This is a genomic window from Tumebacillus lipolyticus (assembly GCF_042682745.1).
GTDB classification, from domain to species: Bacteria; Bacillota; Bacilli; order Tumebacillales; family Tumebacillaceae; genus Tumebacillus_A; species Tumebacillus_A lipolyticus.
The window spans coordinates 108420-133711 of the sequence record NZ_JBHUIO010000005.1 but is presented as its reverse complement, the minus strand read 5'-3'; the positions used below and the strand labels follow the sequence as shown (position 1 = coordinate 133711).

At 55.3% G+C, this 25292-nt stretch carries 20 protein-coding genes and 2 pseudogenes; 16 read left to right on the top strand and 6 right to left on the bottom strand.

Features of this window, described 5'->3' with window-relative positions; all coding sequences use genetic code 11:
* Window positions 1-2: 2 nt before the first annotated feature.
* Complete coding sequence (gene queG, locus ACFSOY_RS05850; RefSeq protein WP_386044722.1) at window positions 3-1154, top strand: tRNA epoxyqueuosine(34) reductase QueG; 1152 nt, start codon at window positions 3-5, stop codon at window positions 1152-1154.
* Complete coding sequence (locus tag ACFSOY_RS05845) at window positions 1151-1615, top strand: 2-thiouracil desulfurase family protein (RefSeq protein ID WP_386044720.1); 465 nt, start codon at window positions 1151-1153, stop codon at window positions 1613-1615. The genes queG and ACFSOY_RS05845 overlap by 4 nt, the downstream gene beginning before the upstream one ends.
* A gap of 77 nt (window positions 1616-1692) precedes the next feature.
* On the opposite strand, the gene ACFSOY_RS05840 is transcribed toward ACFSOY_RS05845, so the two are convergent.
* The 4 genes from ACFSOY_RS05840 to ACFSOY_RS05825 form a co-directional block, all read right to left on the bottom strand.
* The gene (locus tag ACFSOY_RS05840) at window positions 1693-3108 is read right to left on the bottom strand and encodes a CotS family spore coat protein (protein ID WP_386044718.1); all 1416 of its coding nucleotides are present in this window, start codon (window positions 3106-3108) and stop codon (window positions 1693-1695) included.
* A gap of 133 nt (window positions 3109-3241) precedes the next feature.
* Entirely contained in the window at window positions 3242-4318 is a 1077-nt protein-coding gene (locus ACFSOY_RS05835; protein ID WP_386044716.1) for an isocitrate/isopropylmalate family dehydrogenase, read from the bottom strand.
* A 107-nt stretch (window positions 4319-4425) separates the two neighbouring features.
* Complete coding sequence (locus tag ACFSOY_RS05830; RefSeq protein ID WP_386044714.1) at window positions 4426-6360, bottom strand: aconitate hydratase; 1935 nt, start codon at window positions 6358-6360, stop codon at window positions 4426-4428.
* A 113-nt stretch (window positions 6361-6473) separates the two neighbouring features.
* On the bottom strand, window positions 6474-7220 hold the full coding sequence (locus ACFSOY_RS05825; protein WP_386044712.1) for an IclR family transcriptional regulator: 747 nt from the start codon (window positions 7218-7220) through the stop codon (window positions 6474-6476).
* 211 nt (window positions 7221-7431) lie between these two features.
* Here ACFSOY_RS05825 and ACFSOY_RS05820 point away from each other — a divergent pair, with 211 nt between their 5' ends.
* From ACFSOY_RS05820 to ACFSOY_RS05795, 6 genes are all read left to right on the top strand, one after another.
* Complete coding sequence (locus ACFSOY_RS05820; RefSeq protein ID WP_386044710.1) at window positions 7432-8382, top strand: amidase domain-containing protein; 951 nt, start codon at window positions 7432-7434, stop codon at window positions 8380-8382.
* A gap of 253 nt (window positions 8383-8635) precedes the next feature.
* Window positions 8636-9100 carry a tRNA (uridine(34)/cytosine(34)/5-carboxymethylaminomethyluridine(34)-2'-O)-methyltransferase TrmL gene (gene trmL, locus ACFSOY_RS05815; RefSeq protein WP_386046756.1) on the top strand — a complete coding sequence of 155 codons (465 nt, stop codon included), beginning with the start codon at window positions 8636-8638 and terminating at the stop codon, window positions 9098-9100.
* Between the two features lie 129 nt (window positions 9101-9229).
* A complete protein-coding gene (locus tag ACFSOY_RS05810) occupies window positions 9230-9949 on the top strand; it encodes an HAD family hydrolase (RefSeq protein ID WP_386044708.1) in 720 nt (239 codons plus the stop codon).
* Between the two features lie 225 nt (window positions 9950-10174).
* Window positions 10175-11467, top strand: coding sequence for a helix-turn-helix domain-containing protein (locus ACFSOY_RS05805; RefSeq protein ID WP_386044707.1), 1293 nt, complete (start codon window positions 10175-10177; stop codon window positions 11465-11467).
* Window positions 11468-11607: 140 nt separating this feature from the next.
* Complete coding sequence (locus ACFSOY_RS05800) at window positions 11608-12234, top strand: ATP-binding cassette domain-containing protein (RefSeq protein WP_386044705.1); 627 nt, start codon at window positions 11608-11610, stop codon at window positions 12232-12234.
* A complete protein-coding gene (locus ACFSOY_RS05795; RefSeq protein WP_386044703.1) occupies window positions 12231-14312 on the top strand; it encodes a YhgE/Pip family protein in 2082 nt (693 codons plus the stop codon). Before ACFSOY_RS05800 ends, ACFSOY_RS05795 begins: the two co-directional genes overlap by 4 nt.
* A 108-nt stretch (window positions 14313-14420) precedes the next feature.
* Here the strand turns inward: ACFSOY_RS05795 and ACFSOY_RS05790 are convergent, their stop codons facing one another.
* Window positions 14421-15008: a TetR/AcrR family transcriptional regulator gene (locus ACFSOY_RS05790; protein WP_386044701.1), complete on the bottom strand. Its 588-nt coding sequence runs from the start codon at window positions 15006-15008 to the stop codon at window positions 14421-14423.
* A gap of 314 nt (window positions 15009-15322) precedes the next feature.
* Here ACFSOY_RS05790 and ACFSOY_RS05785 point away from each other — a divergent pair.
* A pseudogene (locus tag ACFSOY_RS05785) lies at window positions 15323-16201 on the top strand (protein prkA); the annotation flags it as partial.
* A 75-nt stretch (window positions 16202-16276) separates the two neighbouring features.
* On the opposite strand, the gene ACFSOY_RS05780 reads toward ACFSOY_RS05785, so the two are convergent.
* Window positions 16277-16435 carry a hypothetical protein gene (locus tag ACFSOY_RS05780; protein WP_386044699.1) on the bottom strand — a complete coding sequence of 53 codons (159 nt, stop codon included), beginning with the start codon at window positions 16433-16435 and terminating at the stop codon, window positions 16277-16279.
* Between the two features lie 254 nt (window positions 16436-16689).
* Between ACFSOY_RS05780 and htpG the strand changes: the two genes are divergently transcribed.
* The 7 genes and pseudogenes from htpG (at window position 16690) to ACFSOY_RS05745 (ending at window position 25289) form a co-directional block, all read left to right on the top strand.
* Complete coding sequence (htpG, locus tag ACFSOY_RS05775) at window positions 16690-18564, top strand: molecular chaperone HtpG (protein WP_386044697.1); 1875 nt, start codon at window positions 16690-16692, stop codon at window positions 18562-18564.
* Window positions 18565-18822: 258 nt separating this feature from the next.
* Window positions 18823-20397, top strand: coding sequence for a recombinase family protein (locus ACFSOY_RS05770; protein ID WP_386044695.1), 1575 nt, complete (start codon window positions 18823-18825; stop codon window positions 20395-20397).
* Window positions 20398-20436: 39 nt separating this feature from the next.
* Window positions 20437-21483 (top strand): annotated as a pseudogene (locus ACFSOY_RS05765) (protein prkA); the annotation flags it as partial.
* A gap of 75 nt (window positions 21484-21558) precedes the next feature.
* Window positions 21559-22725: a sporulation protein YhbH gene (gene yhbH / locus ACFSOY_RS05760; RefSeq protein ID WP_386044693.1), complete on the top strand. Its 1167-nt coding sequence runs from the start codon at window positions 21559-21561 to the stop codon at window positions 22723-22725.
* Window positions 22726-22740: 15 nt separating this feature from the next.
* Complete coding sequence (locus tag ACFSOY_RS05755) at window positions 22741-24090, top strand: SpoVR family protein (protein WP_386044691.1); 1350 nt, start codon at window positions 22741-22743, stop codon at window positions 24088-24090.
* A 120-nt stretch (window positions 24091-24210) separates the two neighbouring features.
* Window positions 24211-24681 carry a hypothetical protein gene (locus ACFSOY_RS05750; protein ID WP_386044689.1) on the top strand — a complete coding sequence of 157 codons (471 nt, stop codon included), beginning with the start codon at window positions 24211-24213 and terminating at the stop codon, window positions 24679-24681.
* Window positions 24682-24698: 17 nt separating this feature from the next.
* Window positions 24699-25289 (top strand): C39 family peptidase, encoded by a 591-nt coding sequence (locus ACFSOY_RS05745; RefSeq protein WP_386044687.1) that lies wholly within the window; start codon window positions 24699-24701, stop codon window positions 25287-25289.
* Window positions 25290-25292 lie beyond the last annotated feature (3 nt).

Sequence of the window (25292 nt, the reverse complement as noted above, 5' to 3'; positions counted from 1 at the left end):
CGATGAAAAGATATGAGATCGATCGCGAGACGATCGAACGAATCGGGGAGGAGCTCAGCATCGACGGGATCGGGGTGACGACCGCCGAGCCGTTTGAGGAGTTGCGAGCGCACCTGATCCACTATCGGGAAGCGGGGCACGAGTCTGGATTCGAGCATCCGGTCTTGGAAGAGCGAGTCGATCCGCGCGCCTTTTTTCCTGAGGCGAGGTCGATCGTGGCGATCGCGATGGCCTACCGCACCGAGAGATATATCGGGCAGAAAAAGCCGGAAGGTCTGCGCGGTCAGATGTCCGTCTATGCCTGGGGGATGGACTATCATCTGGTGCTGAAGCAAAAGTTAACGCTTCTGGCCGCGCGGTTGGAGGCGGAGGTGGGGCGGAAGATCCACGTTCACCATTCGGTCGATACAGGGCCGTTGGTCGATCGCGCCGTCGCCCAGCGAGCGGGGATCGGCTGGGTGGGCAAAAACTGCTCGCTGATCACCGACAAGCATGGCTCATGGGTCTTTCTTGGGCAGCTGATCTGCGATGTGGACATCGAGCCGAACGAGCCGACGCCGCTGCCGCAGTGTGCAGACTGTCCAGATCTCTGTTTGAAAGCGTGCCCGACCAAAGCGCTCGTGCAGCCGTTTCAGACCGATTCGAGCAAATGCTTGTCCTACATCACCCAGATGAAAGGCATGATCCCAGAGGAGTATCGCCCGAAGCTCGGGCGGCGGCTGTGGGGATGTGACACCTGTCAGGTGGTCTGCCCGAAGAATCGGGAAGTATCGTTTGGGACGGCGATCGAGTTCGACCCGGAGCCCGAGTATGCGTTTCCCGATCTGATGCGGCTGTTGGAACTGTCCAACCGGCAGTTTCGCAAAGAGTTCGGCGCATCGGCAGCCGCTTGGCGAGGCGTGAAGATCATGCAGCGCAATGCGATCATCGCCCTCGGCAACATGAGGGAAAAAGCGGCGGTGCCGAAGCTGCTTCAGCTCTTGCGGCAGGATGAGCGGCCGGAGATCCGCGGAACGACCGCCTGGGCGCTGAAGATGATCGACAGAGCGGAGCATCGTCAAGCGGTGGCAGACGCCTTTGAGCGGGAGCAAGATGAGGCGGCGAAGCGAGAGATGGCGTGGGCGGTCGAAAGTGAAGGAGGAGAACCAGCATGAAGGTGATCAGCGCTTGTCTGGTCGGTTGTCAATGTCGCTATGATGGGGATGACAATCTGATTCGAGAGTTTCAGGAGATGGTCGAGCGGGGAGAGGCGGTCTTCGTCTGCCCAGAACAGCTCGGCGGCCTGTCCACACCGAGACCCCCCGCCGAGATCGTCGGCGGTACGGGCGAGGATGTTTTAGCCGGTCGGGCGAAGGTGATCACAGACGGGGGCGAAGATGTGACGCACCAGTTTCTCAAAGGCGCGGAGCAGGCGCTGCAGATGGCGCAGCTCGTCGGGGCGAAGGAAGCGATCCTGAAGGAGCGCAGCCCCTCCTGCGGCTCCACGCTGATCTATGACGGCACGTTCACCGCCGGCAAGCGCGCGGGGGACGGCGTCACTTCCGCTCTGCTAAAACGTCATGGCATCGACGTGTATTCGGAGGAGACCTATTCGAAACGCAAGTCGAACAACTAAAAGGAGGAGCTGTTGCTCCCCTGATGATCCTGCGCGGACCTGTTTAAAGGTCGGCGCTTTTTTTAGCTCTAGGTTGGTTAACTCCAAGTTCTGGAGATATTTCGATCGAATCGTTCGAGGAACTTCAATCGATTTTCTTCCTCCGCTTCGGCGAGTTGGAAATAGCCGAGATGGTTGGGGTCATGACCGAGATCGTAATGCTGGTAGCCGATGCGCCAAAAGCGATGGGGAAAGCGCAACAGGCCGGAAAGCATCTGATATTCTGCATTTTGTAAGCCCCCTGCGGAGCTGTAGTTGACCAGGATGAGCCGGGCGACCGCCTCGTCCCACTCTTGACGCTGCAGACCGCGGCGCATCAGATGCGCGAGGTCGAGCGTTCGCGGCCCGGGCGTCGCGAAGTCGAAGTCGATCATGATCACCTGATGGTTTTGCGCATAGATCAGATTGTACGGGGTGAGGTCGAGGTGCAGCAGCGGCGGATCATCCTCTTCGAACAACAGCTGGGCGCGCACCTGCGGACGCTTTAGAATCGCTAACGCTTGCTGCGCTTGCGAGATGTGATGGTCGGCGTGCTGGAGGTAGATTTTATCGATCGCATCGGGACGCGATTTCACCTCTGCCCGCCGCTTCCACTCGATCAGCTCATCTCGCCGGTCTGCAAACCGCTCGACCATGTCGAAGATCGACGGCGGTGCGAATCCGGACGGCTCAAAGCCGCGGGATGCCCGATGAAATTCGGCGAGCGTGCGCGCGGTGATCGCCAGCTGCGAGCGCGAGCGAAAATCGACCTCTTGGCCGCGAATCCACCTGGTGGCGTAATACGTATCTCCGCCGATCTCCGCATAGGGCAGCCCTTTGGTCGTCAGCAAGAATGGGGCGTATCTTTTGAACTGGTTCTGCTCCAGATGCTTGAACACCTGGTGGAGGTAGGCGATGTGCGCAGATCGCAGATAGCTTTTTTTCAAGGCGATCAGACCTTTGTTCGTGCGCAGGCGCAAGACGGGGCCGAACGGCTCGACCTTGGTCGGCGTGATGCCATAGGCGCGCAGCACGGCAGGTGCGAAACCGTGTCGGCTGATCTGCGCATGCAGACCTGTCGGGGAGCTTGGCAGTGCGCTGCCAAGGTCTGATGGAGCGAGACGGTCTGCAGGGCGGTTCTTTTTTTTCAGCTGCACTTCGGAAGGGGCGAGGGGTAGTTTCTTCGGTGCGGGGGCACGGCCGCGATCATGAGCGCCGTGGAGCTCCCTCTTCTTTTTTTTGCGCCGAGCCTTGGGTACCCCATCGGATGCCGACCAGGACCACCAGGCGGGAGGCTGACGTCTCTTTGGCGTGATTGAAACGTCAGCCTCATTCTTTTTTCCGCTCTTACCGGCCGAACTGCCACCCTGTTTTTTCCCGTCGTTCAACCATTTGGGAGGTTTCATAAACTCGTCGAGCAAAAGCTTGAGCCAATCTTGCCCTTTCTTTTCGCTGTTCTTGCTGTTATCCGCCATGTTCTCACCCCCTTTACGCTGTCTCTACAGCATATGACAGGGGGGCAAGCGATGCGAATACGCAAAAGACCACCCGAGATTCGAGTGGTCCTTGCGCGATGATGAAGTTGAGCCAAGCGGATGAAGTCGTCGATTACGACAGGGACTTCCACACTTCCAGCTTGGTCTTCATGCGGCGGATGACTTCATCGGTGAAGTCGGTGGTCGACGCGGTACCGCCGAGGTCTGCTGTGCGCACGCCTTCGACGACAGCTTCCAGCGTCGATTCGTAGATCGCGCGGGATGCGAGATCCGCTTCCTTCGTCTTGAAGAAGGTCAGCATCGAAGCGGCAGCGAGGATCATCGCCATCGGGTTTGCCACGTTTTTGCCAAACAGGCCCGGCGCAGTGCCGTGCGGAGCTTCCGCCATCACGGTCGTCACGTTCTGCTGCTCGTCAAAGGCGAGCAGGACAGACTCGGCGCCGGCGATCGAACCGAACATCTGCAGCACGAGGTCGGACAGGCAGTCACCATCGCGGTTCAGCGCGGGGATGACCAGCGGCTCGCCAGACGTGTTCAGCAGGAGCGCGTAAGTTGCGTCGATCAGCTGCGGCTCGTATTTGACGTCAGCGAAGCTCTTCGCTGACAGGTCCATCTCTTCCTTCAACATGCCTTCATAGACAGGGGAGACGGTAAATTTCGGGCCGCCAAACACTTTCGCGTTCATCTTGCGCGCCTGTTCGAAGGCGAAGTTCGCCACGCCGCGGCAGATTTTGCGGGAGATCTTCTCGGTGCGGTAGGCGATCTCATCCACGCCTTCGCCTTCGCGCCATTCTTTCGCCCCGTATGCATCGTCGACCGCCATGCGAACGACAGAGATCGGCGCGTACACGCCAGCGACAGGGGTGATGCTCGGGATGCGGCGTCCGGTGCGGACGATCACGGTGCCGTCGATGCCTTTTCTCAGGATCGCGTTAGGAGAGCCGACATCGCCGGGGATCTCCGGGGTGATCGTCGCCGCTTTGTAGCCGAAGCCATGCTCTTTCATCGCAGCTGCCGCATCATGTACCACTTGGTTTTTGGTCGCCCGTCTGTTTTCGAGCGATAGGTCGAAGCGCATCAGCTCAACGTTTACGCCGATCAACGCGGGGTCGAGCACGCGCAGTCCTTCTTCGAGCAGTTCTTGACCGGTCTGGTCGCCTTCCATTACAACGATTGTGAATTTGTCCATGAAGTTCACCTCTAAGTCGTCTACAAGATCTGAATCGGTCAGCAAAAGCAAAGGAAAGGGGGAAGCTTCTCGCCCCCCCTTAGTGTGAGCCAATCGTCAGCAGTTCATTAAACCGCTTGAGATTTGGTGTAGTTGAGCAGGCCGCCAGCCAAGATGATGTCGATCTGACGTCCGGTCAGGTCGTGCGTCACTTTGAACTCGGTGCCTTTGGTTGCGTTTTTCACGGTCAGCTCGTTGCCCGCTTTGATCTGATCGCGCAGGTTGTCGATGGTGATCTCATCGCCGAGCTCGATCGCTTCGTAGTCAGCTTCGTTCACGAAGGTGAGCGGGAGCAGACCGAAGTTGATCAGGTTCGCACGGTGGATACGAGCGTACGACTTAACGATGACCGCTTTGACGCCGAGGTACATCGGAGCGAGCGCAGCATGCTCGCGGGAAGAACCTTGGCCGTAGTTGTGACCGCCGATGATGATCGACTTGCCCAGCTCTTGTGCGCGCGCCGGGAAGTTCGGGTCAACGCGCACGTAAACGTGCTCGGAGATCGCCGGGATGTTGGAGCGCAGCGGCAGAACTTTTGCACCTGCCGGCATGATGTGGTCGGTGGTGATGTTGTCGCCAACTTTCAGCGAGACCGGAGTGGTCAGCGCTTCTGCGAGCTCCGTGTTGACCGGCAGCGGCTTGATGTTCGGGCCGCGCACGACTTCCACCTGATCAGGAGTTTCGGACGGCGACAGCACCAGGCGGTCGTCAACCAGGTATTGTTCCGGCATTTCGATCGCCGGCATTTCGCCGAGGTCGCGCGGATCTGCGATGTAACCGTTGATCGCAGCAGCTGCGCAAGTTTCTACAGATGCGAGGTATACTTTCGCATCGGCAGTACCGGAGCGGCCTTCGAAGTTGCGGTTGAAGGAGCGAACAGATACTGCGCCGGAGGAAGGAGCTTGGCCCATCCCGATGCACGGACCGCAAGCCGATTCGAGGATGCGTGCGCCAGATGCCAGAATGTCAGCCAGTGCGCCGTTGCGCGCGATCATCTCGAACACCTGCTTGGAACCAGGAGATACGACGAGCGATACGTTCGGGTGTACAGTCCGGCCCTTGAGAACTGCCGCGAGACGCATCAGGTCCACGTAGGAGGAGTTGGTGCAGGAACCGACAGCCACCTGTTGAACCGGAATCTTTTGACCTTTGAGCTCAGCAACCGGTGCCACGTTGTCCGGGGAGTGCGGTTGTGCGATGTTCGGTCCCAGGTTGTTCAGGTCGATGATGATCTCTTCTTCATAAGTTGCATCCGCATCGGCTGCCAGCGGTTGATAGTCTGCGCCGCGGCCTTGTGCTTCCAGGTAGATGCGAGTGTTTTCGTCAGACGGGAAGATCGAAGTCGTCGCGCCGAGCTCAGCACCCATGTTGGTGATGGTTGCGCGCTCCGGAACGGTCAGCGACTTCACGCCTTCGCCCGTATATTCGATGATTTTGCCAACGCCACCCTTAACGGTCATGCGGCGCAGCACTTCGAGGATGATATCTTTTGCAGCGACCCACGGTTGCAGGGTGCCTTGCAGTTCAACTTTTACCACTTTCGGGGTGTTCAGGTAGAACGCGCCGCCAGCCATCGCAACTGCGATGTCCAGACCGCCTGCACCGATTGCGATCGAGCCCATGCCGCCAGCAGTCGGGGTGTGGGAGTCGGAGCCGAGCAGCGTTTTGCCAGGCTTCGCGAAGCGCTCAAGATGTACTTGGTGGCAGATCCCGTTCCCCGGGCGTGAGAAGTGGATGCCATGCTTGGACGCAACCGTTTGCAGGAAGCGGTGGTCGTCAGCGTTTTCGAAGCCGGATTGCAGGGTGTTGTGGTCAACGTAGGAAACGGAGAGTTCCGTTTTCACTTTCGGCACGCCCATCGCTTCGAACTGTAAGTATGCCATCGTACCGGTCGCGTCTTGCGTAAGCGTTTGGTCGATGCGAATTGCGATCTCTTTGCCAATTACCATCTCGCCTTGCACGAGATGAGCTTCAAGAATTTTCTGTACTAGGTTCTTTCCCATTTCATAAACCTCCCATAAAACCTCATATGAGTCTCTGCAATCTAGCGTACCCTAAAGGGAGCCTAGATCAACAGGAAAAACAAACTTGATCAAGGGGGAACACGTGCGGGTGATCATACCAGCTTGCTGATCAGCTCTGCCGACTGACGCACCGCTTCGGCAAACCGTTCAACAGATTCTGGTGTAAACCGATCGACCGGGCCTGATACGGAAAGAGCAGCGACGATCTGTTGACTGCGAGAAAAGATCGGTGCAGCGACTGCTGCAGCTCCCGCTTCTCGCTCTTCGATCGACACCGCATACCCCTGGTCGCGCACCGCTTGGATCGCTTGCAAAAATTCGGTGCGGTTCAAGTCTTTCGGCCAGCTCGGATCTTCTAAAAGCTCTTCGATCGGCTCATCCGCATAGGCGAGCAACACTTTGCCCGATGCGCCAACATACAGCGGCAAACGCTTGCCGATGTTGGCCACGCGCCGCACCGGTTGCGTGCTTTCGACCGCCTGAATGCGAATTCGATCAACGCCTGCTCGCACATAGAGCGAGGTCGTTTCCCCGAGCTGATCGCGCAGTCGCGTCATCGCGGGGCGGACGATCGTGGAGAGGTCGTCCGATTGCTTGATGTTGGAAACCAATTCTAACACGCTCCAACCGAGGCGATACTTGTCGGTGGTCGGGTGTCGTCTGACAAAACCTTTGCCCTCAAGCGATGCGAGCAATCGGTGGACGGTGCTCTTGTGCAGTCCGATCCGTTTGGCGATGTCTGACAATCCGAGCTCCGTCTCCTCACCAGAGAAGCAGAGCAGGATGTCAAGCGCTCGCTCGACTGCACGAACCGTACCCTTTTCACCTTCCGCAGCCATACTCCCTACCTCCTCATAACGGAGCGTTTCAGTGGTGTTTCAGTAGATGAAACCCTGTTTCATTATATAGTATACCATGAGCGAGGAATTGTTCAAACTTTTTTTTCGCGGAAGAAAGGCGAGCTGACGCGCATAAAGATGAGGGATGAACACAGATTGAAGCGATCGTTCCTTTAAGTTGAACAGATGATTCGGACGGGAGGTGGATGCGATGGAGGAGCGGGCATGGCTCAAGCGAGTCGAAGATTTTTTCCGCGAGAAAAACCGGGTCTGGCTGCAGGACGACACAGGAAATCTCCTGCACTTTATGAAGGGAACTCCGGCCGACTGCCATTCATATTTAGAAGTTCGGGCACTACGCGATGCTCTGCCGACGCGCGACATGCGATATCGCAAGGCGAAGACCAACCTGCAGGTGCTGCACAGCAAGTGGATTCAGCGGGAGGAGGTCGTGCAGGTCGATCTGGTGGAGGCGGTCCGCTTTTTTTATGACCAAGGGGGAACGATCGGTCATGAGGCGCGAAAGAGCCGTCGGCGGTTGACCCTGCTCTTGGACGGGGGGACTTGGAAGGTGGCGCGCGACCTAGCGGACGCTGAGCAGGTCGGTGGGCGCGCAGATCAACCTCTGACAGATCAGCCAGAAGATCGCGAGGACGAAGCGGTCGCGCGGCAGATGCGCGGGCGGTATGATCGCCTGAAAGCGTATAAATATGCTGAGCGCTGGTGGGACGGGTATAATCCGAGCTATATGAAGGTACAGGGCAACGACTGCACCAATTTTATCTCGCAGGTGGTGCATGCGGGCGGCATGCCGTTCGTGATGAGTCAATCGCGGGCAAAAGGCTGGTGGTACCGTGGGAAGACCTGGAGCTACTCCTGGGCGGTGGCCCACTCGTTTAAGTTGGCCCTGCCGCGCCTGTTGCATGCGCAAGAGGTGGGCGATCCCCGCCAGCTGAAGATCGGCGATGTGATCTGCTACGATTGGGACGGCGATGGCCGCTGGCAGCACAACACGGTGGTGGTCGACTTCGACGCCTATGGCATGCCGCTGGTCAATGCGCACACAGTAGCTTCCCACCGCAGGTATTTCGATTATCGGGACAGCTATGCGCACACGGCACGAACTCGATACGCGTTTTATCATATTCCGGACATTTTCTGATTTATTTCCAGCATATTTACATTCCATTTTCCAGTCGGTTTATGGTAGTATTTATGTGGACTCCAACTGTTAACGAAAAGCTGTTCAAAAGAATCGCCAGCGATCGAACAGGTTTTGTTACAGTTGCAAAGGATTCCTGAATACACCCCGCGCGATCTTCTGACAGCCTTCACAGTTGCGGGAGGCTGTTCCTTTTTGTATGCTAGTATCTTAGAGCCGACTTAAACCCTGCAATTTAACTGAAGGGGGTTGCATATTCATGCACATTGTTCTTGTCGAACCTGAGATACCAGCTAATACGGGGAACATCTCGCGAACCTGTTCGTGCACAGGCATCACCTTGCACCTTGTCAAGCCGCTCGGCTTCTCTGTTGACGATAAGCAATTAAAGCGTGCTGGCCTCGATTATTGGCACCTGCTCGATCTGCATTACCATGACAGTTTTGCAGACCTGCGAGCAAAGTATCCGCAGGGGCGTTTCTTTTTTGCAACCACCAAAGCGGACAAGTCGTACACGGAGGTCGAATACGGGCCTGACGACTTTTTTGTCTTTGGCAGAGAGACGCGAGGGTTGCCAGACGAGCTGATCGAAGCGAATCGCGAGACCTGCATTCGCATCCCGATCCTGCCGGACGCCAGATCGCTCAACCTGTCGAACGCGGTGGCTGTCGTCGTCTTTGAGGCGCTGCGGCAGCAAGGGTTTCCAAGCCTGAAATGAAGATGTTGGGGGCGTGCTCACCGCCGTTTGATCATGCGTTCGATCAACCGGAACAGCGCGCATCTTCGTTCATTTCGCAGTCGATGCTTGGCACGATGAAAAGGAAGCAGAAGAGGAAGGGGTACTTCCATGAAGTTGACTACGCTTTTGTTCGACCTTGACGGCACGCTGTTGCCGCTCGATAATGACCATTTCACAAAAGGGTACTTTAAACATCTGGCCGCCTGTGTTGCGCATCTCCTGTCTCCTGAGCAGTTTGTCGCCCAAGTCTGGGCATCGACCAAAGCGATGGTCAAGAACGACGACCCAGACTTGACGAACGAGCAGGTGTTCAAAGCTGATTTCCTGCGCGCGCTGGAGCTGAAAGAGGAAGAGATCTTCCCGCTTGTCGATGATTTCTATAACAGGGCATTCGGCGATCTCTCCCATCTCTCGGAGCCGACGCCGCTCGCTCGGGAGATCTGCCAAGCGGCGCTTCAGAAAGGATATATGTTGGCGCTTGCGACCAACCCCCTTTTTCCGCGGGCGGCTACGCAGCACAGAATGCGCTGGGCTGGGATTGACGATCTTCCGTTCGCTCTCGTCACCACCTATGAAGACAGCCATTTTTGCAAACCGAATCCCAATTATTTTTTGGAGATCGTACAAAAAATTGGCGTGCCTGCCGAATCATGTATGATGATCGGCAATGATGCATGTGAGGATCTGGTTGCCGGTCAAGTGGGCATGCAGACCTATTGGGTGAACAATCTCGCCGTTCCTGACGAGCAAACGCTGCCGTTTGATCATCGAGGGACGTTGGAAGACCTGTTGCGCTTTGTTCGTGAAGAGCTTCCGACCGTGCGTTAATTGCTGAGCGCTATGGACTGTGCCCGCGCACAGTCTTTTCTCTTGACCGAATTGTGAATGGGAGTGGGGCATGCTTAAAAAGATTGGTCTATTCGGGAGCGGAAATGTATAGAATGAATTAACTCCGTTAATAATGGTCGGATAAAGGCGAAAGTTAATTGACAGAAAGTAAACGATCATGCAAGTCGTGATAGAATCCAGCTCAGATGAGAGGAGAATGTTCGTATGCCAGCAACGTTGGGACAGAAGATTAAAGAACTTCGCATTCAGAAAGGGCTTACTCAAAGCGACCTCGGGTCAGGGATGGTCACCCCGTCGATGATCTCGCAGATCGAAGCGGATAAAGCGAACCCGTCGCACAAGCTGCTTCAAGCGATCGCCGAGAAGTTGGAGACGCCGATCGAATATTTTTTGACCGATATGCAGATGCAGATCGAGCAGATCGCTACATACAAAGTAGCTCGCGCCATGATGGAGGCGGGCGAATTTGCACAGGCGGTACCTGTGCTGTCGGAGCTGATCGAGGATTCGATCCCGCAGCTTCATTCGGCAGAAATTCAATTTGACCTCGCCGAATGTCAACTGGAGATGGGCAGCTTTGACGAAGCGATGGATGGGTTTGACCGCGTTTTGTCTTCGGCTGCGACGCGCAAGGACACCTATATGCAAGTTCTCGCCCTCAAGATGCTCGGCCTGGTCGAGAAGAAGCGTCACAACTATCCGCTCGCGATCTACCACTGGCAAAAAGCGCTCGATCTGATGGAAAAGCTGGAGGAGAAAGATCCGTTCCTCACCTCGGCGATCTTGAGCCATCTCGGTGAAGTGTTCGGCTATCTCGGCGAGAAGGGCGAAGCGCTCGAATCCTACAAGCGCGCGCATCTGCTGCTGGAGAATACGGCCAACTTCAGCACGATTGCCGAGTTGTTCCGCCACCTCGGTCAGAAGTTTAAAGAGGTGGGCGACTTCGATCGGGCGAGCGAATACTCCCAGCATGCGATTTCCTTGTACCGCGGCTTGAAAAACATCAAGCTGGCGATCGAAGTGAAGGAGAGCTATGGCATTTCCAAAGGTGAGGGTGGCGATCCGAGCCAGGCGCTGCAAACTCTTGCCGAATGCCTGTCCGAATATCAGGAGTACGGATATGCTGACAAAGTTGCGCACACGCATGGCGAGATGGCGCGCATCCACCTGTCGAACCGCGCATTTGAAGAAGCCGCCAAACATTGTGAGGAAGCGCTGAAGCTCTTGGCCGACTCCGCTGTAGAGCGCGGCTATGTCTACCGCACCTTCGCGATCATCAAAAAGGAGCAAGGCGAGTTCGAAGCTTCGATCCAGTACATGGAGAAGTCGGTCGGAGTGTTCGAGATCGCAGATCTGCCTCGTGAAATCGCGAAGTCGTACTCACTGCTCGGCGACATCTACAAAGATCAGGGAGACCTGCAAAAGGCGATTCACTCCCTTGAACAGATGAAGCGCGCGATGGAGAGCAATTTGAAAGAGCGAGGCATCGTCCTGTAGTCTCTTTCGCATACTACCGTTAAGAATACGCCCCGGAAACGGGGCTTTTTTAATTGTTGACACGATGTCACTTTTGAGCGTATAATCTGAAACAGATTTTCAATTTGTACTGACCAGTCAGTTTTCGGGAGGTGGATGCCATGTCCGCTGTTTTGATTCAAGATGTGGAGCTTCGCTACGGGCGGCATCAGATTTATCAGAACTTCCACTTCGAATTGAAGCGGGGTCAGATCGGAGCGATCTACGGCCCTTCGCGCACGGGAAAGTCGAGCGTGCTGTTGCTCGCTTCCGGTCACCTGCTGCCGGCGAAGGGCAAGGTGCTCGTCGACGGAGCGAAACCGGATCATAAGCGAACGGGGCTTGGACCGATCCATGATCTATCACCGCTTTTTGATACGTTGTCCGTTGAAGAACACCTGTTGTTTCAGGCTCAGCTGCACCATGTGCGACAGGCGAAAGCACGAGTTCAAGAGCTGTTGCAGGAGTACGATCTGGAAATCGTGCGGCGATCGCGGGTGAAGGATGTTGCCCATCTCGAACAGTTTCGCGTCGGCCTGGCCACGGCGGTGGTGCATCGACCTGACCTCGTGTTGATCGACGAGCCGGAGCGCGGCTTGACCAACGATGAGTGGGAGCTCGCCTATCAGGATCTGCGAAATTTAGCCGAGTCTGGTTCCACGGTGATGTTGACCACCGTGCTGCGGCAGGTGGCGGAGCGCTGCGACGTGGTGGCCGTGCTTCCAGAAGGGGAGGTATGGGAGCCATGAACATGAACATCTTTTGGATCTTCCGCACCGAGTTCCGCCGCTTGCTTCGATCGAGGATCGGACGGGCGGCGATTGTCGTCGGGATGATCATTCCGCTCTTGTACAGCGGTCTGTATCTCTACGCTTTTTGGGACCCGTACGAGCAGCTCGACGAATTTCCGGTCGCGCTCGTCAATCAGGACAAGGGCGAGTATGGACAAGAGCTGGTCGATGAGCTGCTCAAGGAAAGAAAGTTCGGGTTTGAGGTGGTGGACGAAGCGACCGCCAAAGAGGGGTTGGAAGGAGATCGCTACTATTTGACGATCACCATCCCCCCGACCTTCTCCGACGATGTGAAATCGGTGGAAGGGGACAACCCAACGCGAGCGAAACTGCTGTTCACCCCGAACGAAGGAAAGAACTACATCGCTTCGACGATCACTTCGCGGCTTGAACTGCAACTGCGCGAAGAGGTGGGCAATAAGTTCAGCGAGGAATATCTGAAAGGCATCTTCGACGTGATCGGCGATGCGGGCAACGGGCTGAGCAAGGCGGCAGACGGTGCCAACAAGCTGGCGGACGGAGCGAATGACCTCGCGCAAGGCAATCATGATCTGGCGGATGGAACTCGCAAAGCGGATGATGGTGCGCGTCAGGTGGCGGACGGCAGCGCGAAGCTTGCCGATGGTGCTGGACAGATCAGCGGTGGGGTGAGCAAAGCGCATGATGGTGCGGGGGCGCTGGCCCAAGGGGCAAAAGAGATCGCCTCTGGCAGCCAGCAGCTGTCCACCGGACTCACCACCAGCACCGCCGGTGTGCGGCAGGTGCGCGACGGGCTGCAGGGCTCGCTTCCGAACACCGATCGTCTGCAAGCTGGCTTGCTGCAGATGCAGGGCATGCTCGGCAAGAGCGCTGGCCAGCCGAGCTCGCAAGACCCCAGCCAGTGGACGGTGCAGGAGATGCTCGGCTATCTCGGTCAGAAGTACGATCTGAGCCAAGATCCGGTGTATCAAGGCGCTCTGAAAAAGACGGCGGGAGTCGCCGGAGCGCTGGAGCAGACTGCCGGAGAAGTGCAAGGAAGCAAAGGCGGATTGCAACAGGCGATCGGCGCGCTGAATGAGATCGCGACCGGACAGGATCAGATGGTCGCCGGGGCGAAAAAGCTGACCGATGGCAGCAATCGCTTGACGCTGGGAGCTTCTTCGCTCTACAGCGGATTGAGCGATCTGAAAACCGGGTCGGCAACGCTTGCCAGCAAGTCGAACGAGCTTGTACAAGGCAGTCAAAAGCTGGCCGGTGGCACCGGGGAGTTGGTCGCCGGGAGCCAGAAGCTTGCCGACGGCAGCCGCGAGCTGGCAGACGGCAACCAGAAGCTCGCCGATGAGCTGACGAACGCAACGTCCGACTCGACGATCAAAAATCCGGATCAAAAAGCGAAGGTGATGGCAGATCCGCTGGAGACAGAGTGGAAGCCGATCCATGAGGTGGCGACGTACGGGATGGGCTTTGCCTCTTACTTCATTCCGCTTTCCCTGTGGGTCGGGGCGCTGATGCTCTACTTCATCCTGTCGATGCAAGAGTATCGCTGGACCCTGTCCCCTGTCTCCACTCCATCGCTTGTGCTCGGCAAATTTTCTACGCTTGCTGTGATCGGCATTTGCCAAGCGGTGATCGTCTCCTTCTGTCTGACCGAGGTGTTAGGGCTTCAGGTGTTGCACCTGACCGAGTTCTATCTGTTCAACATCTTGATGTCGCTGACTTCGATCGCGATCATCGGCTTGATGATCGCGCGCTTTGGCAGCGGACCGGGACGCTTTCTGGCGATTCTGCTGTTGATCTTGCAGCTGACATCGAGCGGCGGGACGTTCCCGATCGAGCTGGTTCCTGACTTCTTCCAGGGCCTGCACAACTTCCTGCCGATGACCTATGGCGTGGAGGGATTGCGCTCGATCATCGCCACAGGCGACGAAGCGCTCGTCACGCGCAACCTGATCATCTTAGGCAGCTTGCTCGTCGGCGTGCTGCTCCTGCACATCGTCACCACGCGGCGCACGTTGCGCGTGCGTGACCTGCATGAAAAGGATCAGCTCGCAGGCTAAATGCGAAAGCCTCTGCTCATCGGAGCAGAGGCTTTTTGCGTTGCTTTTTGCATTCGGTGATCTTTCGGTGATAAAAAAGACCCCGCCAATTGCGAGGTCGGTTGACAACTACAGCTTATCTTCGCCCTGTTTTAAGAGGCCCGAGAACGTCATGCGTCGCATATCTTGGAACAACGCATCCCCATCGTACGGTTTGTGACCGAGCAGAATATGCAAAGCTGCGATCGAGATCATCCCGAAAAGGCCGGAGGAGACATTTTCCGGATTCACGAAGTGAAACTCTTCCTTCGCGATCCCTTCTTGAACGACCGCTTCAATCAAGTACATATAGGAGCGAATCATCTTGCGGAACTCAAGCTGACGTTCCTCGGCCCCCCATGATTCCCGAAGCAGAATGACGCAAAAATCGCGATATTGTCCAAAGAAGTTGATCTGTTCACGCACGATAAGCTCCAATTTTTCTGTTGGTGTCATGTCGGGGAGCAGTTTGGACTCCACGCCGTCGCGCAACAGTTCAACGCCTTCTTCCACGAGGAAAAGGAAGAGCTCTTCCTTGCTTTTAAAATGGTAGTAGATCGTTCCCTTGGCGACGTTCGCGCGCGCCGCGATGTCATCCATCGTGGCTTTATCAAACCCTTTTTCGGAGAACACATCGATGGCCGCTTGGAAGATTAAGCTCATTTTGCTCTTGCGCATGAACATCATCACCCACTTAGAAGTAAGTACTAATAATCACTCCTAATATCATAGCAGAGAACGACCCGCATTTCAATTTTCCCTGCCTGTGGGGAGTTTTGAACATTTCAGAGCGAGACGCAACAGTTCAATTGGGCTTGCATAGATATAGAATACGAACGATTTAGAACTTGCATCCCCGTCTTCCTACGATTCGTATCATCGCCTCCTAACGTCATCATGCAAGCATCTGTCCGAATATGCTTCTGAAAACCAAGGGGACCCAGCGGGAAAGTTGGGCACGGACCCGACCAAAAAAGGAGGAGGAAGTGTACATGGACCTGCTGAATCGTCTGAATGCCTATCGGGCTCAAGAAGAACAATTGCGATGGGAAGGGACGTTCGTTGACTATCTGCAGATCGTAAGAAGACAGCCTAACGTTGCGCAGACGGCGCATTCCCGCATTTACAATATGATCGAATCACACGGGATCACAACAGAAGATAACGGCCGAAAAAAATACCACTTTTTCTCCACCGAGATTTTCGGGTTGAACGCATCGCTCGAACGGTTGGTCGAGGAGTATTTTCACTCGGCTGCACGTCGCCTGGATGTTCGCAAACGGATTTTGTTGCTGATGGGGCCTGTCTCTGGTGGGAAGTCGACGATCGTGACCTTGCTGAAGCGAGGGATGGAGCGTTTTTCTCGCACCGATGAGGGTGCGATGTACGCAATAAAAGGCTGCCCGATGCATGAGGAGCCACTGCATCTGATCCCAAACGAACTGCGTGCCGAGTTCGAACGGGAATATGGAGTTCGGATCGAGGGCAACCTCTGCCCCTCCTGCCGGATGCGCTTGCAGACCGACTATGAGGGGCGGATCGAAGATGTGCAGATCGAACGCATCCTGCTCTCCGAAGATGAGCGCGTCGGCATCGGCACGTTTTCACCTTCCGATCCGAAGTCGCAAGATATTGCCGATCTGACCGGGTCGATCGACTTTTCGACAATCTCCGAATTCGGTTCCGAATCGGACCCGCGGGCGTACAAGTTTGACGGCGAGCTGAACAAAGCGAACCGCGGGCTGATGGAGTTTCAAGAGATGCTCAAATGCGATGAAAAATTTCTCTGGCACTTGCTGTCGCTGACACAAGAGGGCAATTTTAAGGCGGGTCGCTTTGCGCTTATCTCCGCTGATGAATCGTCTGTGAGCAGGTGATACCTAAAACTATGTGCTCGCCGGGAGCGGTATGCCAGCAGACAACCAGGCTGCGATCTTCCGAACTGGTCAGTCGCGATGACCGTCCCGCGCATCATCGACGAGCAGCTGGGCAATCAGGTTGTGCAGCTCGGCGCGGTCAGTTGCTGTCTCCTCTTTGGTCGGTGCTAGCACAAATGTCTCGCCAGTGTCTGACTGATACGCCTGCAGGATGGGCTCGCTCTTCACGACATCACCCCTTTGCTCGTTTGAGTCAACCTATTCGGAGCAGAGGGGATGTATGAACGGGGCGATTCGTTTCGAAAAGGGCTTGAACAGCGCCCGCACAGCGTTTGAACGGGAAGGGCTCGAATCGCGCTTCAACCTCGGTTGACATTAAAAGGGTAGAATGTTATAAAAATATTACTGGCACTCATTGAGATTGAGTGCTAACAGACCTTGCTTGCTGGAGATCGTTTATTATTCAAAGGGGAGAATGAGGTATGGAAAAGAAGCAATTTCAAGCCGAATCGAAACGACTGCTGGAGATGATGATCAACTCGATCTACACGCAGAAAGAGATCTTTCTGCGGGAGCTGATTTCCAACGCGAGCGATGCGATCGATAAGATTTACTACAAAGCGCTCACCGACTCGCAACTGGTCTTTGATAATGATAGCTATTTCATCAAAGTGATCGCCGACAAGGACAATCGCACGCTGACCATCCGCGATACGGGGATCGGCATGACGGAGGAAGAGCTGGAAAACAACCTCGGCGTGATCGCCAAGAGCGGCTCTTTAGCGTTTAAAAAGGAGCACGAATCGAAAGACGGGCACGATCTGATCGGCCAGTTTGGGGTCGGGTTCTACTCTGCCTTTATGGTGGCCGATGTGGTCACCGTGATCAGCCGAGCATTGGGCAGCGACACCGCCTACAGATGGGAATCGACAGGGACGGAAGGCTACTCGATCGAGCCCTGTGAAAAAGCGGATATCGGCACCGAGATCATTTTGAAGATCAAGGAAAACACCGAAGAAGAGAGCTATGATGAGTTTTTAGAGCAGTATCGCTTGAAGTCGCTGATCAAAAAATACTCCGACTTCATCCGCTACCCGATCAAGATGGACATGGCGGGCAAACGTCCGAAGGAAGACAGCGATACGGAGTTTGAAGATTATCAGGAAGAGCAGACGGTCAACAGCATGGTTCCGATCTGGCGCAAAAATAAAAATGAGCTGACCGCTGAGGATTACGAAAACTTCTACGCGGAGAAGCACTATGGCTTCGACAAGCCGATCAAGCACATCCACCTGAGCGTTGAAGGGGCTGTGACCTATCAGGCTGTCCTGTTCATCCCAGAGAAGATTCCGTTCAACTACTATTCGAAGGAATATGAAAAAGGGCTGGAGCTGTACTCGAACGGTGTTCTGATCATGAACAGATGCGCCGACCTGTTGCCCGATCATTTCAGCTTTGTCAAAGGGATGGTCGACTCGGACAGCCTGTCGCTCAACATCTCCCGCGAGATGTTGCAGCATGACCGGCAGCTGAAGCTGATCGCGAAAAACATCGCCGGCAAGATCAAGAGCCATCTGCAAAGTTTGCTCAAAGATGATCGCGAGAAGTACGAGCAGTTTTTTGAGTCGTTTGGCAAACAGCTGAAATTTGGCGTCTATAGCGATTTCGGCGGGAGAAAAGAATCTCTGCAAGATCTGCTGATGTTCCACTCCTCCAAGGAGAAGCAGCTCGTCACGCTTGAGGAATACGTGTCCAGAATGCCGGAGGAGCAAAAGTATATCTACTACGCGACAGGTGAATCGATCGAACGAATCGAGAAGCTCCCGCAGACGGAGATTGTCACCGACAAAGGGTATGAGCTGCTCTACTTTACGGACGACATCGACGAGTTTGCGATCAAGTCGTTGATGAACTATCAGGAAAAGCAGTTCAAGAACGTATCGAGCGGAGATCTCGGCATCGAAACGGAAGCGGATCAGACGGAGCAAGACGCAGAGGAGAACAAAGAGCTGCTCGCTTACATGAAGGACAAGCTGGCAGGGAAAGTGTCAGACGTGCGCGCTTCCAAGCGGCTGAAAAAGCATCCTGTGTGTCTGTCCACAGATGGCGATGTGACGATCGAGATGGAAAAAATCTTGAGCGCCATGCCGAACAGTGCCCCGGTGAAAGCGAACAAAGTGTTGGAGATCAACCCGCAGCACGAAGTGTTCCAATCGCTGAAAGCAGCGTTTGAGAAGGATCAGGAGAAACTCGATCTCTATACAGCGCTGCTCTACAACCAAGCGCTGCTGATCGAAGGGTTGACCGTTGAAGATCCGGTCGAGTTTACAAACGACATCTGTAAAATTATGGTTTAATCGAAGTTGTGACAGCATCCGTGAGGGTGCTGTCTTCTTTTTTTGCCATCGCGTTCAGCAAGCTGGAGAGCGATGGAGCGATCGCGAATTGGCTTGTTTCCAGCAGGCGAGAGAAGTCCAGAGCCGGTCTGCTCTAGGCTTTTTGACGTTGGAAAATGGTGCGCTGCATCTTCCCCGCGTGGAGATCTACGAGCCAGCAAAGCATTTTTGGGTCGGGTGATCATATGGTAGTACTACTAAAATAACGGGTGATCCAAGATGAATTTACCGCCTGACATCAAGTCGATCATCAACTATCTCCGCCGCTCCCGCCAAGATGAGGAGCGTGAGCGCAGGACGGGAGAAGATACGCTCGCTGAGCAAAAGATGCTGATGAACCGCGTGCTCTCCTCCTGTGGCATCCCTTATGAACAGCGATTTGAGATCGGATCTGGAGACAAGATCGAGACGCGGCCGATCTTCAGCGAAGTCCTGGAGGAGCTGCAAGCTGGCAAGTGGAACGCGATCGCAGTCAAGGAGATCAGCCGGCTGGGTCGTGGCAGCTACACCGATATGGGGCGCATCTATGACATCCTCACCAACAACCGCATCTACATCATCACGCCTTATAAGATCTATGATCCGAAGAACCACTCCGACCTGCGGCAAATTCGCTTCGAGCTGTTTCTCTCCCGGGAGGAGTTCGAAACGACCCGCGAGCGTCTGATGGGAGCCCGCTATAACTATTCGCTGCAGGGGAAGTGGATGGCCGGTTCCGTTCCGTTCGGCTATCGATTTGACGAGCACACCCAACGCCTGATGATCGAAGCGGATCAGGCAGAGGTGGTGCGACTGATCTTCCACCTGTATGCACACGAAAAGATGGGGTATCAGGCGATCGCCACTCATTTGCGCAAGATTGGCATTCGCACGGCGACCGGGAAGGCGAGGTGGCAGCCGGAAGTCGTTCACCGCATGTTAAAAAAGCCTGTCTACATCGGCCAGGTCAATTTTCGCACGACAGAGCGGCAGGGGAGCCGAGTGAAGGCGCGTCCGCAGGAAGAATGGATCATCGTTGAAGCTGCCCATGAGCCGATCATCGACGAGCAGACCTGGGAGCAGGCGCAGCGGCGATTGCGCGACACTGCTGGGAAGCTGCCGATCAACACCGATTACTCCCCCTGTGAGCTCGCTTCGCTGGTCGTTTGCCGCTCTTGTGCTCGCAAGATGGTCCGTCAATATTCGGTACAGCAGTATACGAAGCGGGACGGCTCCATCTCCACGTATGAAAAGGAGTTCTTGCGTTGCACTTGCGGCGTCTATGTGAAATATCGAGAGGTGGAGGAACGGCTGCTTGAGCTGATCGGACAGATCAAGCTCGATCCGACCCTTTTGGAAGCGGGCGTGCAGGCGATCTTGCAAGCCCAGCCAGCGGAGGAGTCGGTGCAAGCGACGCGCTTGACGGAGCAGCTGGCGCAGCAGGAGGACTCGATTCAGCGCAAACTGGAAAAGGCGTATGAGCTCGTCCTCGATGGAACGTTCACGAAGGAAGAGTTTGCCGAGCGGCGAGCCAAATATCAGGCTGAGATCGATGAGATCAACGAGCATCGGCACTATGTTGCGCTTCATCACGCGCCGGAGCGGCCGAGCGCTACAGTCGATCTGTCCGACCTGCTGACCAACCTCTTAAACGTCCACGGTGTGTATCAGAAGCTGGGAAGCAAAACGTGCAAAAACAGGCTGTTCCAAGCTGTGTTCGATCAGGTCGAACTGGCTGTCCGAGAAAAGGGGCGCGGCAGGAAGCCGACCACGTTCGATCTTTATATCAGGTTCAAAGCAGGCCTTTTGGTTTGATGCCAAACGGTCTTGGAGGAACCTATTTTGTATCAGCATATCTCCAGCGATGAAATGATCGTCGCACATACGAATGAGACCGAGTACAAATCATTTATTGCCAACAAAAAAAATGAAGCGCTGCAATCGCGGATGATCGTGATGCCGATCCCGTACAATCTGCGAGTCAGCGATGAAGTCAAAATCTATGACAAACTGGTCCAGCAGTCTGACATGCGCCATGTGCACATCGCCCCCCATGCGCTGAAGACGGCGGCGATCTTCTCGATCCTCACGCGGCTGAAAGATTCGAAAAAGCAGGGTATGGACCTGCTGAAAAAGCTCAAGCTGTATGATGGCGCGGCCGTCGAGGGCTACAAGGAAAAAGATGTGCAGGAACTGCGGAACGAATCGCCCGATGAAGGGATGTCTGGCATCGATCCGCGCTATGTGATCAACCGCATCTCCTCCGCGCTGATCCGCCGCGATACGAACTGCATCAATGCGCTCGACGTGCTGCGCGGCATCAAAGAAGGTCTCGATCAACACGCTTCGATCTCCAAAGAGGACAAAGAGCGCCTGATGAACTTTATCGCCATCGCCCGCAAAGAGTACGATGAGATCGCCAAAAAAGAGGTGCAGAAAGCGTTCGTCTATTCCTACGAGGAGTCGGCCAAGACGCTGTTGGAAAACTATCTCGACAATGTGGAAGCTTACTGTAATTGGCAGCGCCTTAAAGACCCGATCACCGGCGAAGAGGTCGATCCGGATGAGCGCTTGATGCGGTCGATCGAGGAGCAGATCGGCATCTCCGAAAACGCGAAAAAGGCGTTTCGCGAAGAGATCCTGATCCGCATCTCCAGCTACGCCCGCCGCGGGAAAAAATTCGCCTACAACTCTCATGATCGACTGCGGGAAGCGATTGAGAAGAAGCTGTTCTCCGACCTGAAAGACGTTGTGAAAATCACGACCTCGACCAAAACACCCGATGTGCAGCAGCTGAAAAAGATCAACGAGGTGACCAAACAGTTGATCGACGAGCATGGCTACTGCCCAGTCTGCGCCAACGAGCTGCTCCGCTACACGGGCAGTTTGCTCAACCGATAGATCGAGCTCAGGGGACAGGAGGGCGAAGGCACCTGTCTCCTTTTCAAATCTCCACAGGAAAAGGAGGGAGCGCGAATGGTTCCAAAGCAGAACTTCGTCGTCTCAAAAGACGATTGGTCCCTGCATCGCAAGGGCTATCAGGACCAGTTGCGCCACCAAGAAAAGGTGCGAGAGGCGATCAAGAAGAACCTCGCCGACCTTGTCACCGACGAGAGCATCATCATGCAGAACGGGAAGCAGATCATCAAGGTGCCGATCCGTTCGCTCGACGAATACCGCATTCGCTACAACTTCAACAAGAACCAGCACGGGGGGCAGGGGGACGGTTCCTCATCGGTCGGCGACGTGCTGGCCAAAGACCCGAGCGGCACGGGACAAAAGGGGGCGGGCAAAGGAGAGCGAGCCGGAGATCAGCCAGGGATCGACTACTATGAAGCGGAAGTTGCCCTCGATGAGATCGAGAACATGCTGTTCAAAGACCTCGAATTGCCCAACCTGCAGCGCAAGACGCTCGATGACATCAAGACGAGAGATATTCGCTTTACAGATGTGCGCAAAAAGGGGCTAAGCGGCAACATCGACAAGCGTCGCACGCTGATCGAAGCGATCAGGCGCAACTCGCTTTCGGGCAAGCGCGGCCTGAGCGACATCACGCCAGACGACTTGCGCTACAAGACGTGGGAGGAGATCGAAGTCCCCCATTCACAGGCGGTGGTGCTGGCGATGATGGACACTTCCGGCTCGATGGGACAGTTCGAGAAGTATATCGCCCGCTCGTTTTTCTTCTGGATGACCCGCTTTTTGCGCACCAAATACGAACATGTGCACATTCAGTATATCGCCCACCACACAGAGGCGAAGGTGGTCACCGAACACGAGTTTTTTACCAAGGGGGAAAGCGGGGGGACGATCTGCTCGTCTGCCTACAACCTCGCGCTGGAACTGATCCAACAGCAGTACTCGCCAGACAAATATAACATCTACCCCTTCCATTTTTCTGATGGCGACAATCTGACTTCAGACAATGAAAAATGTTTGCGGCTGGTCAAGCAGTTGATGGAGATCTCCAACATCTTCGGCTATGGAGAAGTCAACCAATACCAGAGGAGCTCGACCCTGATGAGCGCTTATAAAAACCTGACCGATCCGAAGTTCAGGCATGTGATGATCCGCGAAAAAAGCGATGTTCACAAGGCGCTGACCACGTTTTTTACAGCGGATGACAGCACAAAGGCCTCATAAAAAGGGGGGCTACGCGTGAGCCTAGATATTAAGAAGCTGGAGGAAGCGATCGACGAGATCACGATGATCGCTCGCGATTTTGGGCTTGATTTTTATGATATGCGCTACGAGATCTGTCCGAGCGACATCATCTACACGTTTGGTGCGTATGGAATGCCGACTCGCTTTTCGCATTGGAGTTTTGGAAAAATATTCCATAAAATGAAAATGCAATACGACTTCGGCCTGTCGAAGATCTATGAGCTGGTGATCAACTCCGATCCTTGCTACGCGTTTTTGCTCGATTGCAACACGCTGTTGCAGAACAAGCTGATCGTCGCACATGTGCTCGGCCACTGCGACTTTTTCAAACACAACGCCCGCTTTCGAAACACGTCGCGCTTTATGGTCGACTCGATGGCCGCCTCGGCGGAGCGGATTCGCCAATATGAGATCGATCACGGCAAGCTGGCGGTCGAGTCGTTTATCGACTCTGCGCTGACGATTCAAGAGCACATCGATCCTTCGCTCGTCAGGCGCATGCGAAGAGAGGAAGAAACGACGCCTGCGCCTGATGGGGAATCGGAAAATCCCTATGCGGACATTTTCGCGATCGGCACGGTACAAGACGCGGCGGAAGCGCGCTCCACGCCGCATCGATCTGCCGATCAGGAAAAGGATATCGTGCTCTACATCATGGAGAATGCGAAACACCTCAAAGATTGGCAGCGGGATATTCTATCGGTCGTTCGCGAGGAGATGCTCTTCTTCTGGCCGCAGATGGAGACGAAGATCATGAACGAAGGGTGGGCGACCTATTGGCATCTGCGGATCATGCGCGAGCTCGATCTCGATGAGGGGGAGAGCTTGGAGTTTGCCCAGATGAATGCCGGCGTGATCATGCCTTCGCGCACTTCGCTCAACCCGTACCATGTGGGGCTGAAGATGTGGGAGGACATCGAGAAGCGATTCGGTCGGGAAGCGATGTGGGAGATCCGCGAGGTGGAATCGGACTCGTCCTTTCTGCGCAACTATCTGACGCAGGAGCTATGCGAAGAGATGGACCTCTATCTGTACCAAAAGGTCGGCAGCGAGTGGAAGATCGTCGAAAAGGATTGGGAGAAGGTGCGCGACATGCTCTGCGCCGCGCGCGTCAACGGCGGGTTCCCGGTGATCACCGTCCAGGATGGCGATCATCTGAAGAACGGCGAGCTCTACCTCAAGCACAGCTTTGATGGCACCGAGCTCGATGTGAAAGATCTCGAAAAGACGCTGCCGCATCTCCACAACCTCTGGGGGCGCACCGTGCATTTGGAGACTGTCCTCGACGGGCGCGGGGTGGTGTTCACACACGATGGCAAGAAGAACCATCGCAGGTTTCAATGAGCGGAAGACCGGATGAGCGTCCTGCCTGGCAGGGCGTTTCCTTTTTTACATAAAAAGCGTAGAATTGGACAAAGATGAATGGATGTAGAATTGCTGTCTGGAAGGAGCAAGAACGACAAGATGAACCCGTATCGTAAACTGTTTGCCAGCTATACGGCAGAGCTCGGACAGGCTGTCGCAGATGAAGTAGGGCGCCGCGACCGAATCAGGGAGCGCAATCGCACCTCCTATGCGAGCGAAGAGGAGCTTGAGAAGTGGATGACCGAAGCGTGGCAGCCGATCGCCTATTCGGGCCGCGTCATCGCTGTGCTTCGAAAATATTGGATCGCCTGTGATCGCTTGAACGCTCAGTTCGAAGCGATGGACCTTGAAGCGGAGTTGGATGAAGGGAGCGAAGAGGCGAGCAGCGTGCAGGAGGAAGCGAGGTTGACCGCCGAGGATGAGGATTCGTTTTTCGACGGCATGACCTATGTGAATCCGCTCGATTTTGCGGTCGATTGGCTGAGCGACGAATACGATCAGCTCTACAAGATCATCTCGAAGCTGCCCTACTTTCCGATCGGTATCGACGAACAGGGCCAATACTGTTAAGCGGAGGGGAGAGCGAGATGGCGATATTGATCGAGGGGATTCCGGTGATCTATCAATATCCGATCCTTCCCACCGGATGCGAGGCGACGGCGCTGACGATGTTGCTTCGCTTCGCCGGGCTTGAGATCGAGAACACTGAGGTGGCCCATGCGCTGCCGAAAGTTCCGCTGCCTCGGCAGGTGGAGGGGAAGATGGCCGGGGGCAACCCGAACAAAGGCTTTGTCGGTGACCCGTTTACCAAAGAGAGCTTTGGCGTCTTTCACGCACCAATCGCCAAGCTGTTAGACCACTACTTGCCCGGCCGAGCGGTCGACCTGAGCGCGGGGACGATCGAAGAGCTGTTCGAAGTGCTGGAGGGAGGACGGCCGGTCATCGTCTGGGCGACGCTCAGACTGCAAGCGGGGCAGGTCACAGACGTCTGGTATGACGAAGCGGGGACTGAGGTGCAATGGATCTCGCCTCAACATTGCATGCTGATGGTCGGGTATGATCAGGAGCATGTGATCCTCAACGATCCAGACACGGGGAACAGAGAGCTGTATCCGCGCGATCTGTTCGTCAAGCGCTGGGAACTGCTCGGGCGTCAGGCGGTCACTGTAAAAGAATAGCTT